We start from the raw sequence: 16,638 nt of genomic DNA on the forward strand, positions 1-16,638 counted from the left end.
AATAAATTATAGAGTTATATCAATAATATCCTTATAAATGAGTACAAAATCAATAAAATTACCTTTAGAATCAATAAATGTTATAAAATTTAAATACGTAACATGTTTTTTGAGTGTTACGAAAAATTTTAAATTTTTATAAAAATGTAAAATTACATTAATTTTTAATTAATAAATTAATAAAAAAGGAATTAGTAAATTATGACTCCAAAAACAAAAAAAGCCTTACTTATTTCCGGAATTACATTGGGTGGAGTGGCAGTCGTAGCTGGACTACCACTAATGGCCTGAGGAATACAACAAGGAATATACAATAAAACAAGAGGCTATGTTAAAGATTTTGAAAACAAAGAAGATGAAGTTAAAGATAAATTTAAATCACAATCTGAAGACATAAATAATAAAAGCGACGAATTGAATCAATTAAAAGATCAATACAAAGATGTTGCTAAAGAAAAAGGTGAAACTTCTGCAGAAGCTAAAGCAATTGCTGACAATATAAAAGTAAAAGAAAAAGCTTTAGCAGAAGCAAAAGATAAATATCAATTTGAAGTTGATAAAGAACTTTTCCCATTTCTTAGAAAAATAGCTGAAAAGGGAAACCCTAATGCAAATCCAAAAGTAAAAGACTTAACTGCTAAATATGTACTAGCATCTTATAGAAAATTCCAATTAGATGCTGCTAAAAAACAAACAGAAGCAGATTTTGAATTCCCTTCAAAAGAAGATGTTAAAAAAATTGTTGCTTTTTACGATGAATATATCCAACAATTTAGCGCAATTAACAAAGCTAATTTAGATGTAACATCAACTGCTTGAGTAAGTGGATTAAAATATGAATGAGAAATTGCTAAAACTGTTTACAATTCACATTCTCGTTTAATTGGTGCTTTTTTAGGTTGAGGATTAGCATATTCATATCCTGCTAACGCATTTTATGAAACAATTAATTTAATAAAAGGTGATCAAGCTGAAAAAGTTCACAATAACTTAAAAGAAGGAATTGAATTAGGAGTTGTTTTATCAAAAGTTGTAATTAAAATGAATATTGCTTCAATTTTAGCAAGACAATATGCAACTGAACTAAAAACATTTTTAAACGGAGCAACAACAGAAGAAACAGTATCTTCAATTATTGAAAAATCAACAACAGTAGATGCTAAAACTAAAGCATTTCACAAGTTCTATGTTTCTGAATACTATGCAGCTTCAAAACATGGTGCAGGTGAAGACATCGCTGAACTAAAAGTTTACAAAACAAATGATTCAATTAAAGAAGTTGAAAACACAATAGAAATTTTAGACAGTGGAACAACTAAAAAAGTTTACGGTTTAGGTTTAACTGAAAAAGATTTAAATGCTAAAAATGTTGGTATAGGTCACATGCCAGCTAAAAAAGATGACTTAACATACGGCAAGAAACTTTATGATTCTATTTTAAAAACATCAACAACTTCAAACGATTCAGCTCAAAAAGTTTATAATTCTGGATATAAAACAGCTTCAGTTGCTAAAAAAAATATGCAAGAAATAGCAGATAAAGTTGCTGAATTAATTACAGGCAAAAAAAATGGTTGATGAAATCCTCAAGTAACTTACGACGAGGATGGATTAGGTTCTAAAGAAGCAACCAAAACGAGATTATTAATCCGTAAAGAAACCGGTAAAGCTGATTTAGACAACTTTAACAAATGACTAAACCAAGAAAAATTCTTCTTTGGTCGTGAAGATTCTACTTACTATAGCACAGAGAAAAAAGGTGAATTGGATAGTGATGCAAGCCTTGAAAATGCTAGAAAAATATTAAAAGACAAAGGTTATGAAACTCAATTAAAAGGTAAAAATGATAAACACGGTTCAATTACTAAAGATCAATATTACTACGGTGCACTAGAAGCATTTAAAGGGTACTACCAATTTAGAGATACAACAATTGAAGAAGGATACTCATATTTTGCAAATCAAGTTCCAAAATATGGAATTACCACATATGATAAATCTAGATCTAGTGTTGCAGGTGTAGGTGCTTATAATTCATCAGAACACGTAGGCGATGGTACAACAGGAGCATTTGTATTTAATGCCGATCCATATTACTCATTACCTAAATGATCAGTTACATCATTTGCAAACCATGAAAGTGTAATGGGACACCATAATCAAATATATTATGCAAAAGAATTTTTAAAAACTATAAACGGTGAAACAATCGGTGATATATTTGATTACACTTCATATGTTGAAGGTTGAGCTTTATTTGCTGAATGATTTGGTATTGAAGCAGGTCTATATGGCACACCGGATTTTGAAAACGAAGATTACTATGCACTACCATTAGATTTCAAAAAATCAAAAGGTATTACAAACTTTGTTAAAGCAGAAAAAGCAGAAGACGTAACCAATGAAGAAATTGAACAAATTAAAAAATTACATGGTGGAGTTTACTGAGAACTAATTGCAACTGAACAAGATATGGATGATAAAGAACATACACTAAAAGCAGTTGAATTAGCAAACATGTTACAATACTATGGAGCACTAAATGAAGCTCAATTACGTAATATGAGACGTGCAATTGACCCTGCTTACCATGGTGATTTAGATAAACCACTTGCTGGCTTACCAGCAGGAGCATCAATTTCTGATGTTAGAAAATACATGAAAGCAAATTCAGCACTTGGAATTGGTGACATTACTTCAGAATCAAAACGTTACTTAAACCTACCAGGTCAAGCAACATCATATAACTCTGGTAAAGAACTAATGCTAGAACTATATGATAGAGTTCGTAAACATAAAAAATTATCAAGAAAAGACTTTATTGGCGATAAGAAAAATATACAAGAATTATTCAACGTATTTTTAGAAACAGGTGCTTTACCTCTAGAAACTTTAAAAGAAGTTGTAGAAAAATACTACGAATTATAATAATAAATAGACACAACCCAAAACAGGGTTGTGTTTTTAATGTTTTTTCTTAAAGTAGTTATTTATAAAACTACAATTAATTCAATTTTGTAAAAATTTATACAACTAAATTCAAGAGTTACTATTCTTATATGGTAATTTTCAATTTTTATTCATTCATTACACTAATTATTTCTTGAAAAAATAATGGTTTTAGAATTTATTAAATATAATTTAATACTAATGAAAAATATAATATATAAGTACTTAGCCATTGGCGATTCTATATCACAAGGTTTTAATTCTAAAGTAGGTTGTGGAACAGCGGGTTATAAAAATAGCAAAGAATTTGCCATGGGTAATTCTTATGCTGATTATTTCATGGAATTCTATTTAGATTATGTAATACATAGATACAATGATAATTGACAAGAACATTGAAATAATATTGAAATGGAAAATATTTCAGCTTCAACCCTGCGTATATCAGATCTAAATAGTTTAATGAATAGGACTCTAAATCCTAGTGTTTTAAATGTTGCAGAAATTAATGATGAGTTACAAAAAAGAGCAAATCTTGAACCAACACAAAATTTTTGAACTTCTGATGTTAATCAAACTGAGCAAGAAAGATTTAATTATTTATCTAAAAAGCTTATTGGCAGAATCAAAGGAGCTGATTTTTTAAGTATATCAATAGGTGGTAATGAATTTCAAAGCTCATATCCATTTATTAAATTTAGAGACCTAGTTTTAGAAAAAAACTTATATAGACAAAAAGAAATTAAAGAGGAAATATTAGGTTCTCTGCAAAAAACAACAGCGAAAATTCAAAGTGAATTAGATGCTTTTATAAAAAGCATTAAGCAAATTAATGATAAATTAAAAATTACTTTAGTTACATACACTCCTCCATTTTTACATTATTATTTGCGATATGAAAAATTTCTAAGATCGAAAAACCCAGAAATATATAACGATTTTTTTAAATCTAATTTATCTATTTTTGAATCAATTTTTAAAAATGTAGCCTTAGATAATAAATGTATTTATGTTAAAAGTTTTAATTACAAAAAGTGATTTAAAAATTCACACATTTTGGCTGAAAACGTAATTGATGTTCATCCAACCGAACTAGGTTATCAAGAGATGGCAAAAAAACTTTTTATAGCTTTTTTAGAAAACAGGTGTTTATATAATGAAATAGATAAAAAGTACTTAAATAAAATATCCAAATTTAGAATTAGATACTCTAAAAAGATTTCTGATAGAAATAAAAACTATGTGGATAAAAAATTATTTCACTTTGGCCCTAAACAAAATAAAATAGTTAATATTCTTGCAGTTTGATGTAATCAAAAAAACGATCTTCAAAACCCTTATTTTACACTTCTAAAAAGAAGTGTCCATGAGGGAATAGCAAAAGAAACAATCATAAAAAGAGAACAATATACTTCACTATTTTCTATTCTTTCTGACCAAATGATGTTTATATTAGGTTATTTTGATAAGAAATCTAAAAGATATGACTTTTTTAAAAACAAATTTATAACTAATGACAACATTCTTAAATTTTTGGTTTCAGCATTAGAATCGGAATCAATTCTAAAATTCTTATCATTGGCTGAAAGCGAGAGTTTAAAGAATCCTAAAATTGCAATAACTAAATATATAGAAAATGTATTAAATAATAATCGCCAAGCCATATATGATATTTTCTTTGAAATAATTAATGATAAAGAGTATTTTTACAATCTTCTTCAAGAATTTTTTGATTCAACTATTAGTGATTGAAAAAATGGTTATTTTTGGCTAACAATTTCTAAACCATTAAGACATTTATTAAATATATGTTTTAAAGATACTAGATTAATTAATTCTTTTAAAGCTTTATTTGAAAGATTTTTAACTTCTATAAAAGAAAATAACAATACTTCTAATTTTTTTAAAACATTTTTAGAAAAAGAATTTGAAACTTTGTCAAATATAATTGAAATAAGTTTATATAACATATATTTGTTTTACAAAGATGACAAGCAAGCAGCAGTAAACATTATTATTGAATTGCTAAATATTAAGGCATCAAACTTAAAGTATAAGAACTGAAAATCACTAGAAAAAACAGTTGCAAGAATTATGAAAAATATCACTAAAAAGAAATTTACTAAATTCTTAGCAAAAATTCTAATTAAAACAATTATCAATTTAAAAACTAAAATCAATTTAAGATCTTCATTTAAGAAAACAGTTTTTATAAGAACTGCTAAAAGTTTTGTTAGACAAATACTAAAACATCCATTCAATAAAAATGCTTATATTTTAATCATTATTTTAAGCCAACTACTAAAAATAAAAATAAAATCTGCATTAAAAATTTTTCACAAATAAATTAAGGAGTTATACATGTATGAATTAATTGAACCATATAAAAAAGGATATCTTAAAGTTAGCGATATTCACACCATATATTATGAAGAAGTAGGAAATCCCCAAGGACAACCAATTTTGTTTGTTCATGGAGGACCCGGCGGAGGAATTTCAGAATCTAACCGTCAATATTTTGATCCAAAACATTATCGTATTATTCTTTTTGATCAAAGAGGTTGTGGTAAATCAACTCCTTCTGCTGAAATTAAAGAAAATACTACTATGAATTTAGTTAATGACATGGAAGCTTTAAGAAAAGAACTAAAAATAGATAACTGAATTTTATTTGGTGGTTCATGAGGATCGTGTTTAAGTTTAATATATGCGATAAACTATCCTCAATATGTAAAAGGGCTAATATTAAGAGGTGTTTTTTTAGGCAGGTATGAAGATGACCAATATTTATATCAATCAGGTGCTTCACAATACTTTCCAGAAGCCTATGAAGAATTTTCTTCTTTTATACCTCAAAACCTTAGAAATGATTTAATTAAGGCATATGGTCAATATTTGAATAGTTCAGATTTAAATGTAGCTTACAAAGCTGCTTATCATTGAGCTAAATGAGAATTAGGCTTAATAACAATGAAGCCACTAGAAGATATTGAAATAATTTTAGAAAATAATAAAGCCAATTTAGAATTAGCTCGTCTTGAAAATTATTATTTTTTAAATCATTTGTTTTTAGATAATGACAATTATATTTTGGATAATGTTACCAAAATTGAAAACATACCTACAATTATTATTCATGGCAGATATGATATGGATTGTAGACCAGAGGGTGCATATTTATTGCATAAAAACCTAAAAAAATCCAAAATAAATTTTGTTATAGCTGGTCATTCTTCAAAAGAAATAGAAATAGCCAATGCTTTAGTTGAGGCCACTGAAGAGTTCAAAAAACTTTAAATATTCTAGAATTTAGTCATATTTCAATATAAATATTGTTTTTCATATTATAATTTGTATTAATCAAAAAAGGAGTTAAAATGAATGATTACAAACTTGCTAAGACTACTATGAATTTAAATATTGCTATCACTGTAATGTCAGTAGTATTTATTCCTTTATTAGTTTTATGATCTATTGGTAGTCTTACAGCAGCAAGATACGGTGTCTTTACATATGGAATTGGTTTTATAGCGTTTTTCGGCATTTATGCTTTTGCTATAGTAGTAGTAGGTATTATAGCCTTAGTTTATAACATTATTGGAACAGTAAAAGCTTTTCAAGCAAATGAAACAACAATAGGAATTTTATTTTTATTAGGTATATTACTATTTGGAATTCTTGCCTTAATTGCGTCAATTATGTGATACAAGAAAACTAAATCAGATGATGGAATGACAAACTTTAATTCATACAAACCAGAACCTACACCACAAATTTAATTTAAATATAATTTAAATGGAATTTTAAATCGCTAACTTCTCATATATTTGAGAAGTTTTAATTTATCTTTTTTATTGCTATTAATTATGAATTTTAAGTATCATTATTAAATACTAAGACACGGAGAAAAAATGGATATATCAATAAAAAATGTAGCCAAAAGGCTTAATATAAATCAGCAACAAGTTAAAAACACTTTAGACCTGCTAAAAGAAGGGGCAACAATCCCCTTTATTTCACGTTATCGAAAAGAAGTTACAGGTGGTCTTGATGAAGAACAAGTATCTAAAATTAATGAATACTATGCATATGATGTTGAATTACAAAAACGAAAAGAATATGTAATTGAAATTCTTAAAGAAAAGAAACTTCTTGATGATGAAATAAAGCTCAAAATTGAAAATGCTATCACTAAGCAAGAAGTTGAAAATATTTACGAACCTTTTAAGGTTGGCAAAAAAACCAAGGCTTCTGAAGCTATTGCTTTAGGTTTAGGCCCTTTAGCGGAATTAATACTTACTAACAAAGATGAAAGTTTTAATGTATTTAATGAAGCAAAAAAATATATTAATGATGACACTTTAAAAACTGTAGGTGAAGTTTTAGTGCAAACAAAATACATTATCGCTCAAATAGTTTCGCAAGATATTACAGCAAGAGATTATATTAAAGACCAATTATATAATTACGGAACCATCGTAACAAAGAAAAAAAATACTGTTGATGAAAAAGAAATTTTTAAACAATACTATGATTATTCAGAAAAAGTAAAAACTATACCTAATCATCGTGTTTTAGCAATTTCTCGAGGTGAAGATAAAAAAATATTATCTTATACCATTGAATATAACATTAAGCCTTTGATATATTATTTAAATAACAAGTTTTTTGTTAATAAAAGAACAGCTAAAATCACAAACGAAGCCATTGAGGATTCATTAGATCGTTTAATTATCCCTTCAATAATTAGAGAAATTAAAACAGATTTATTTGAACGTGCTGAAAAAGAAGCAATCGAATTATTTTCAAACAATTTAGAATCATTATTATTGGCTCCAGCTACTAAAGATAAAAATATTATGTCGATAGACCCAGGCTATCTAAATGGTTGCAAGATTGTAATTTTAGATAAAAACGGAAATTACCAAGAAGGGTTTGTAATTTATCCTCACATCGGCAATAAAGATAAATTTATTCAAGCAGTTAAAACAACACATGATATGTTGAATAAATATCCTATTGATTTAATTGTCATTGGTAATGGAACAGCAAGTCGTGAGACTGAAGAATGAGTTGACAAGTTACTAAAAGTCAGAAGAGAAAAAGGCCTAAGTTTAGATACTAAATATGCAATTGTTAGTGAAGTAGGTGCTTCAGTATATTCAGCTTCAAAAATAGCACAGGAAGAATTTCCAAACTTAGAATTAGAATACCGTTCAGCTATCAATATAGGTAGAAAATTCCAAGACCCACTTAATGAATTGGTTAAAATTGATCCAAAATCTTTAGGTGTAGGACAATATCAACATGACGTTAACCAAAAAGAATTAGCTAAAAAACTAACATACAAAGTAGATAAAGTCGTAAACCTAGTAGGTGTTGATTTAAACACAGCAACTAAATTTATTTTGGAATATGTTTCTGGTTTGTCTAAAACAATTGCTCAAAATATAGTAGAACATAGAACAGAAAATGGGTTATTTAAATCAAGAAAAGAACTAAAAAAAGTTAAGGGTCTCGGGCCAAAAGCCTACGAACAATCTGTTGGTTTTTTAAGAATATATGATTCAAGCGAATTTTATGATCAAACAAATATCCACCCCGAATCTTATGATTTAGCAGATCAAATAGTTAACCTATTAAATATCAATCTAAAAAATATTGACAAAGACATTTTAATTTCAGCAGACCGCAAGGAAATTGCTAAACAATTAAATGCAAGCAACTATGATGTAGATCTAATAATTGATTCATTAATAGCACCTGGAAAAGATATAAGAGAAGACAAAGCTGGCTTCATAGTTAATGATAAGATCTTAAAATTTGAAGATATAAATGTAGGTCAAGAAATAATTGGTCAAGTTCAAAATATTACTAATTTTGGTGTATTTGCTTATATAGGTTTAAAAGAAAACGTTTTAATCCATATTAGCAATATGAAACAAAAAGATAATCAATTTATTAAGCATCCAAGTGAATTAGTATCTGTAGGAGATAATTTAAATATCAAAATTATTGACATTGATGCCAAGAATAATAAAATTCAAGGTAAAATTATTTGAAAATAAGATAACTATCTGTCAAATATTTATTTTAAATAAATAAACCTAAAATGTATTACAATTAATACATACTATTTTTAATTAAGATTAAAAAGGGTTGGCAATAGCCGATCCTTTTTGTGTCAATATATATAAAAAAAAGGAGTAAGAAATGAGCACCAAAGACACTATGAGTACACTAAAAGCAAACCAAATATTTGAAGCAATTTACAACGTTTCACAAATTAAAAAAATTGATGAAGACATTGTTATTGATTTATTTAAATCAGCAGTTGAACAAGTCATTGTTAGTCAATTCGATCCAGATGCAGATTTAGAATTTGATATTGATAAGAACCAAAAGAAATTTAGAGTTATAAATCATTCTAAAGTTGTAGTTTTAGATCCTGTTACTGATGATGAAATTGATAACTTTTGTCCATATATTGAAATAGCTCTAAAAGAAGCTAAGACTCTAAACTCTAAAGTTAAAGAGGGTGATTTAATTTCAGCTGAAATTGATTTTGAAAGATTTCAAAAGAAAGATTATCAAAAGATTCTAAATATTTTTAATCAACAAATTAGAGAACTAGAAAAGAAAATTACTTATGACAAATATCAATCTTTAATTGGAACTGTTGTTAAAGCTAGAATATCTAATATTTCTAAAGCTGGAACATTAATGGAATTAACTGATGGCACTCCAGCATATATGGCACCTTCAACTACAAACTTAAGATTACTAGCCAACCTAAAACCTGGTGATGTTTTAGACGTATATATTGAAGATGTTAAACCAGATTCTAAAAGTGCTCAAGTATTGGTATCATCAGTTGAATCTAAACTTATTGATAAATTATTTAAACAAGAAATTCCTGAAGTGGAACAAGGTTTTATAGAAATAGTTAAAGTTGTTCGTATTCCTGGAGAAAGAGCTAAAGTAGCAATTAGAAAAACAGAATTAGCACCTTTTGCTTTAGAAGAATTAGGCACTGTTATTGGTAAAAATTCACAAAGAATTGACACTATTTCAAATCAATTAAACGGTGAAAAAATAGATGTTGTATTATTTGATGAAAATCATAAAAAGTTTGTGATGAATGCTATAAGTCCTTCTAGAATAATTGATATTATTGAAAAAGAAGACTCACAAGAACAATTCCCTAGTTATGTAGTTGTAGTACCTAACTTTCATCACACACTAGCAATTGGTAAAAGAGGGCAAAACGTTAGATTAGCTTCAGAATTAACTAGATCTAGACTAGATATAATAAGCCAAGATCAAGCAGATAAGATGGGAATTCAATATACTTTTGAAAACTCTAATATTACTGAAGAAGAAGCTAAACTAAAATATGAAGGCAAAAGAATGAATTTATCTTCAACCACTCGTAGAAGATCTAGACAATCGAATAATGATTATCAAAATAATGTATTCAATATTGCGGAATTTGATGCTGATTTAGCTGAATTGAGACAAAAAGCTCAACAAACAGACGACATTTTAGAAAGACAACTATATGAATCGAATATCGATGATGAACTAGAAAAAGCATTATCAGAAATTCATCAAGATTTTATGAATGATGGCAATGATGATTATGATGTATATTCAGAAGACATTAAAAATAAAGTAAATAATAAATTCAATTCAGAAGAAGATTATGAAAGAATTACTTCAACTAAATTAAAAGACTTTAAGAAAGATGACGATTTAAGTGCTGGACTAGAAGATTTAGATCTAAGTGATTTAGATAATGAAGATTGATAAAAAATATTCACGTAAATCAATTGTAGATAACAAAATTTATCCAGTACAAGAATTAATAAGATTTGCCAAAATAGAAAATTCGATTTATTTTGACCCAGATATTAAACTAGGTGGTCGAGGAACATATTGTCTAAATTCTAATGAGCAAATTGAAATATTATTCAAAAAACGACTTTTAAATAAGGCTTTTAAGCAAAACATAAACAATGAGGTTTATGATAAATTAAGAAAAGAGGTGAGTATATGGCAAAATCAAAAAACTCAAAACGAACATCAAATGTAAGTAGCATTAAACAAAAACTAAACACAGTGGAAACAAAAATTCAAGACGGTGTTTTTATTTTTAGTGGGCCATTAACAATTTCAGAATTCAGTTTAAAAACCAAAAAATCTTCTTCTGAAATATTGACATATTTCTTTAAAAAAGGAATTATGAAAACAATTAATTCGATTTTAAATGAAGAAGAAATTGCTGAATTATGTTTGAACTATGGATTAGACTTTAACAAAGAAGAAACAGTTGATGCTGAAAATCTTTTAGATAAATTAGAAATTATTGATGATCCAAATGATTTAGAAAAAAGACCTCCAATAGTAACAATCATGGGTCACGTTGACCATGGAAAAACCACATTGATGGACCAAATAAGAAAAAGTAATATTTTGGCTTCTGAATTTGGTGGCATTACTCAACATACTGGTGCATATCAAGTGGAATATAATAATCAAAAGATCACTTTTTTAGACACACCAGGTCATGAGGCATTTACTGAGATGCGTTCAAGGGGTGCTAAAGTTACAGATATTGTTGTTATAGTTGTTGCAGCTGATGATGGTGTAAAACTTCAGACAGTTGAAGCTATAGATCATGCTAAAGCAGCAGGTGTACCAATTATTATTTTTGTTAATAAAATGGACAAACCTGATATTGATGTTGAAAAAATTAAATCTCAAATGAGTGAACATGACATAGTTTGTGAAGAATGGGGCGGACAAAACCAATTTATTTATGGTTCAGCTGCAAAAAACGATAATGTAGATAAATTATTAGAGGCTATATTTTTACAAGCAGATTTATTAGATTTAAAAGCTAATTTAAATCGTGATGCATTTGGAACTATAATCGAATCAAAAATTGATAAAGGCCGTGGTGCTGTGTCTACTATTATTGTTGAAAATGGAACACTAATGCCAAGAGATTTTATTATAGCTGGTGGTCAATATGGAAATATTAGAAGTCTTTTATCAATCGAAGGTAAACCACTTCAAAAAGCACTTCCTGGAACTCCATGTGTAATAACGGGTCTAAATAAAAACCCTCTTTCAGGTGATAGATTTATAGTTATTAGTGATGAAAAATTTGCTAAAAAGCTTGCTGATGAAAAACTATATATCGAAAAACAAAAAGAGTTAAATGAAAAGAATTCTTTTGTTGTCAAAGATGGTAAAAAAACACTAAATATAATAATTAAAACTGATGTTCAAGGTACAGCTGAAGCCATTAAACAAACCATTTCTAAGATTAATAATGAAGAAGTATCAATTAATGTTATTAGAGCTACTGCTGGTGAATTAACAAGAGCTGATTTATTATTAGCTGATACTTCAAATGCAAGAATTTATTTATTTAATATTTCAATGCCAAGTGATATTAAAAAAATGGCTGAATCAAAAGGAATAAAGGTTTTATCACACAATGTTATTTATAAAATTGTGGAAGAATTAGAATCAATTATTAAGAATTTAAAAGAACCTGTTTATGAAGAAAAACAAATAGGTCTTGCAACAATATTACAAATATTTTTCTATTCAAAAGTAGGAAATATAGCTGGTTGTAGAATGCTAGAAGGTCAAGCAAAAGAATTTTGTAAAGTTGAAGTTATAAGAAAAGGTAAAAGTATTTTTAAAGGAAACATTAGTTCTTTAAAAAGAGAAAAAAATGATGTTAAAATAGTTGAAAAAGGCTTCGATTTCGGCACACACGTTAAAGATTTTGATAAAATAGAAGTAGATGATGAATTAAAATTTTATGAGGATGTACTAGTTTAAATATGAACAGAATAAATCACGAAAGAAAAACACAATTATTACTAGAATTAGTTGGTAATAGCTTCTATGAATTAAAGGATTTTGATGTGACAAACATTGCTATAAATGATGTGATTTTATCAACAGATGGATCACATGCTAAAGTATTTATTACTTTATTCAAAGATAAAGAAAGATACTTTGAAAAAATAACAGCAATGACACCGTATATTCGCTCAGTGGTTGCTAAAAGCTGAAAATATAAAAAATTACCAGAGTTGGTTTTCATGATTGACACAGTAGAGCCAGCTGCTGCTAAAATTGAAAAAATTTTAAAAGAAATTAAATAATTTTTATGATTATTACTAAGTATGATGCCATTGTAATAGGTGGAGGTCATGCTGGAATTGAAGCTGCTTTTGCTTTAGCAAAAAGAAAATTTAATGTAGCCTTAATAACTTTAAATATTAACAAATTAGCTATGTTGCCTTGCAACCCTTCTATTGGTGGATCAGCCAAGGGTATAATTACCCGTGAAATTGATGCACTAGGGGGTGTACAAGGCATTTTTGCTGATCAAGCAATGATCCAAATTAAAATGCTTAATACTTCAAAAGGTCCTGCAGTTTGGTCTTTACGCGCTCAAATTGATAAAGATAAGTATTCCAAAATAATTTTAGATGCAATTAAAAAACAAAAAAATATAACCTTAATTGAGGATGAGGTTATAGATTTAGTTGTTGAAGACAATAACTGTTTAGGGGCTAAGACCTTAAAAAATGGTGATATATATTCGCATTCAACTATTATGACTACAGGCGTATATATGAACTCAAGAATTTTAAGAGGTTCAGATATACAAAACGATGGTCCTGATGGCGAAAAGAATAGTAGTGTACTGTCTAAGAATTTAGCCAAATATGGTTTTGAAATTCAAAGACTAAAAACTGGAACACCATGTCGAATTTATACAGATAGTATTGATTTTTCTAAAGTAGAACAAGAACAATTAGATAAAAGTGAACTACATTTTTCTAAGCATTCAAATATTACTCTTGATAAACAAACTTCTTGTTTTTTAACAAGAACAACCTCTAAAACTAAAGAAATTGTTTTAAATAATCTAAATAAAAGCTCATTATACTCAGGCATTATTACAGGAGTTGGTCCAAGATATTGTCCAAGTATTGAAGATAAAATAGTTAGATTTCAAGAAAAAGAAACACACCATGTATTTTTTGAACCTGAAACTTCAAAAGGTGACATTATGTATATAAACGGTCTATCAACTTCAATGCCAGTTGATGTTCAAGATCAAATGATTAAGTCAATTCCAGGACTTGAAAATGCTAGAGTTCAAAAATATGGTTATGCAATTGAATATGATGCAATTAATCCCATTCAGCTTTATAAATCTTTAGAATCTAAAGTTTTAAGTAATTTCTATTCAGCAGGTCAACCAAATGGAACCAGTGGCTATGAAGAAGCAGCAGCTCAAGGACTAATAGCTGGAATAAATGCTGCTAATAAAATGGAAGGTATGAGTTCTATTGAAATTAAAAGATCAGATGCTTATATAGGGGTTTTGATAGATGATATTGTAACTAAAGGAACATTTGAACCATACCGTATGTTAACAAGTCGCGCAGAGTATAGATTATTATTGCGTAACGATAATGTTGACCAAAGGCTAATTCAATATTCCTACGACAACAAAATGGTGTCTAAAAATGAATATGAAGAAGTAATTAATAAATATAAATATATACAAAAAACCATTGAAGAACTTAGATTGAAATACATTTCATCCAAAAGTGAATTAGGAATTAAATATAATGTTACTAATGGTATTTCGTATTTAAAATTATTAGCTAATCCAGAAGTGGAACCGAGTGACATTTTAGGACAGAATTATCCTTTTATTGATGAATTAACCATTCAAGTAAGATTATTTGGTTATCTAAAAAAGCAAGAGTCAGCAGCTGAAAAAATGATAAGACTAGAAAAACTAAAACTACCAAAAGATATTGATTATTCAAAAATAAAAAACCTTGCCACCGAAGCTAGACAAAAGTTAGATAAAATTAGACCCACAACAATTGGACAAGCTACAAGAATTAGTGGTATCAATCCTTCTGATATTCAAATGCTAATGTTTTATTTAAATCACAGAAAGAAATAAAATGAAAATAAATATAATTGCAGTAGGGACATTATCAATTGAACTTAAGAAAATTTATGAGCAATATACTAAAAAAATATATTTTTTAGCAAACTTAAATTTAGTTGAAATTAAAGAAGTAGTTCATAACAATATTGAACTTAAAAAAGCCAAAGAAACAGAATTAATCCTATCTAAAATTCCCAAAAATTCAAAGGTGTTTTATTTATCATTACAAGGTAATCAAATGAACAGTGAAGAATTTTCAGATCTATTTGTTGAAGATAATATTACATTTATTATAGGTGGTTCTAATGGACTACAAGAAGATAAATTTCTAAATAAAATTAGTTTTTCTAAAATGACATTTCCACATCAACTTTTTAGAATAATGCTAGTTGAGCAAATTTATCGAGGACTATCAATCAAGAAAAATATTAAATATCATAAATAATACACAAATGGATAATGAAACATAGTGTGTATAATTTTGATTATGGGCAATTACCCAAGCGGCTGAAGGGGACAGTCTCGAAAACTGTTAGGAGTGTTAAAACTTGCAAGGGTTCAAATCCCTTATTGCCCGCCATATCTAAAATTAGCAAAAATTGAGCACAACCGCTCAATTTTTTTAAAATCATAATTTATTTTGTTAATTTAAAAGTCAAAATCACTGACAAATTATTTTAATAAATTAACTTTTAGTTCAAGGTTTTCCGTCTTTAATTTTGTCAAAAATTTCCTTTGTAATTTCTTGTGGCAATGTAGCTCCGTTGAATTCTAATTTTGTTGCACTAAAAGCAAAATTAGCAATGTGAACTACATTGGGTACATTTATAGTTTCTAATGAAGGAGTATTAGAAAATGCATAAAATCCAATTTTATTAACTTTTGGCATATTAACACTTTTAAGATTTTTGGTTTCTAAAAATGCCATTTTGCCAATTTCAACTACATTAGGCATATTTATACCATCTATATTAGATCCTTTAAAAGCTTCAGCTGAAATAAAAGTTATTTCATTAGGAAGAATTATATTTCCAAATGCACGTTTTCCATCAATTAGTATATTTTGAAAAATTGCCAATCTATCAGGTCTTGAAACAATTAAATTCATTAAAAATTCAGTCTTGTCGAATGTACTAAGTCCAATTCGTTCTACTTTTGGCATATTAACAGTGATAAGATCAATATCACCAGAAAAAGCTCTGTCGCCAATTTCAACTACATTAGGCATGTCCACACTTTTAAGAGTTTTAATATTGGCAAAAGCATCATTTCCTATTTTTATTGCGTTTGCCAACTTTAAATGAGCAATTTTTGTATTGTTTTCTTCAGAATTGTCCTTAATAAAAGTGCTAAATCTACTTTTAAGAACTCAGTTAATTGAATCAACTTTTGGAATAGCCTTTAGTAATACAAATTCAATGTTGTTAATAACATAATTTTCATCCATTCCTTTTATTTCACTATAACTAAATTTTTTATCATTACTATTTAATTCAAAAAACCTTCTAGCAATAATATAACCATCATTCATTAAAGATTCTAGGTTAGAGTCATTAATTTTGTAATATTTATCTGCAACTTTAAAACCGCTTAATTCTTTGATAATTTTATGAACAATTTTACCTTTTTTAGCTTCAATTTCAAATCTTGCTGTTGTTTCGTTTACTTTAGTAATTTTT

Annotated in this window: 12 protein-coding genes and 1 tRNA gene; 12 read left to right on the forward strand and 1 reads right to left on the reverse strand. The window is 27.6% G+C overall.

Going from position 1 to position 16,638, the window contains the following annotated elements; translation table 4 throughout:
* Positions 1–201 precede the first annotated feature (201 nt).
* The 12 genes from JXZ91_RS03650 to JXZ91_RS01490 all read left to right on the forward strand — a co-directional run bounded on the left by JXZ91_RS03650 (position 202) and on the right by JXZ91_RS01490 (position 15,539).
* Positions 202–2,928, forward strand: coding sequence for a DUF885 family protein (locus JXZ91_RS03650; protein ID WP_205851240.1), 2,727 nt, complete (start codon positions 202–204; stop codon positions 2,926–2,928).
* 222 nt (positions 2,929–3,150) lie between these two features.
* A complete protein-coding gene (locus JXZ91_RS01440; protein ID WP_205851241.1) occupies positions 3,151–5,295 on the forward strand; it encodes an SGNH/GDSL hydrolase family protein in 2,145 nt (714 codons plus the stop codon).
* Positions 5,296–5,310: 15 nt separating this feature from the next.
* Entirely contained in the window at positions 5,311–6,246 is a 936-nt protein-coding gene (gene pip, locus JXZ91_RS01445) for a prolyl aminopeptidase (protein ID WP_205851242.1), read from the forward strand.
* A gap of 80 nt (positions 6,247–6,326) precedes the next feature.
* Positions 6,327–6,728: a hypothetical protein gene (locus JXZ91_RS01450; RefSeq protein WP_205851243.1), complete on the forward strand. Its 402-nt coding sequence runs from the start codon at positions 6,327–6,329 to the stop codon at positions 6,726–6,728.
* Positions 6,729–6,860: 132 nt separating this feature from the next.
* Positions 6,861–9,017 (forward strand): Tex-like N-terminal domain-containing protein, encoded by a 2,157-nt coding sequence (locus tag JXZ91_RS01455; protein ID WP_205851244.1) that lies wholly within the window; start codon positions 6,861–6,863, stop codon positions 9,015–9,017.
* 145 nt (positions 9,018–9,162) lie between these two features.
* Entirely contained in the window at positions 9,163–10,761 is a 1,599-nt protein-coding gene (gene nusA / locus JXZ91_RS01460; RefSeq protein WP_205851245.1) for a transcription termination factor NusA, read from the forward strand.
* Entirely contained in the window at positions 10,748–11,044 is a 297-nt protein-coding gene (locus tag JXZ91_RS01465; RefSeq protein WP_205851246.1) for a YlxR family protein, read from the forward strand. The genes nusA and JXZ91_RS01465 overlap by 14 nt, the downstream gene beginning before the upstream one ends.
* Positions 11,005–12,810: a translation initiation factor IF-2 gene (gene infB, locus JXZ91_RS01470; protein ID WP_205851247.1), complete on the forward strand. Its 1,806-nt coding sequence runs from the start codon at positions 11,005–11,007 to the stop codon at positions 12,808–12,810. The genes JXZ91_RS01465 and infB overlap by 40 nt, the downstream gene beginning before the upstream one ends.
* Before the next feature lie 2 nt (positions 12,811–12,812).
* Positions 12,813–13,139, forward strand: a complete 327-nt coding sequence (locus tag JXZ91_RS01475; RefSeq protein ID WP_205851248.1) for a ribosome-binding factor A — start codon at positions 12,813–12,815, stop codon at positions 13,137–13,139.
* Between the two features lie 5 nt (positions 13,140–13,144).
* On the forward strand, positions 13,145–14,971 hold the full coding sequence (gene mnmG / locus JXZ91_RS01480) for a tRNA uridine-5-carboxymethylaminomethyl(34) synthesis enzyme MnmG (protein WP_205851249.1): 1,827 nt from the start codon (positions 13,145–13,147) through the stop codon (positions 14,969–14,971).
* Position 14,972: 1 nt separating this feature from the next.
* Positions 14,973–15,404, forward strand: a complete 432-nt coding sequence (locus tag JXZ91_RS01485; protein ID WP_205851250.1) for a 23S rRNA (pseudouridine(1915)-N(3))-methyltransferase RlmH — start codon at positions 14,973–14,975, stop codon at positions 15,402–15,404.
* Positions 15,405–15,448: 44 nt separating this feature from the next.
* Positions 15,449–15,539 (forward strand) — tRNA-Ser (locus JXZ91_RS01490).
* Between the two features lie 105 nt (positions 15,540–15,644).
* On the opposite strand, the gene JXZ91_RS01495 is transcribed toward JXZ91_RS01490, so the two are convergent.
* A partial coding sequence (locus JXZ91_RS01495; protein ID WP_205851251.1) for a leucine-rich repeat protein occupies positions 15,645–16,638 on the reverse strand: 994 nt, incomplete at its 5' end.

The organism is Mycoplasma enhydrae, assembly GCF_017116825.1.
In the GTDB taxonomy this organism is placed as follows: Bacteria; Bacillota_I; Bacilli_A; order Mycoplasmatales; family Metamycoplasmataceae; genus Metamycoplasma; species Metamycoplasma enhydrae.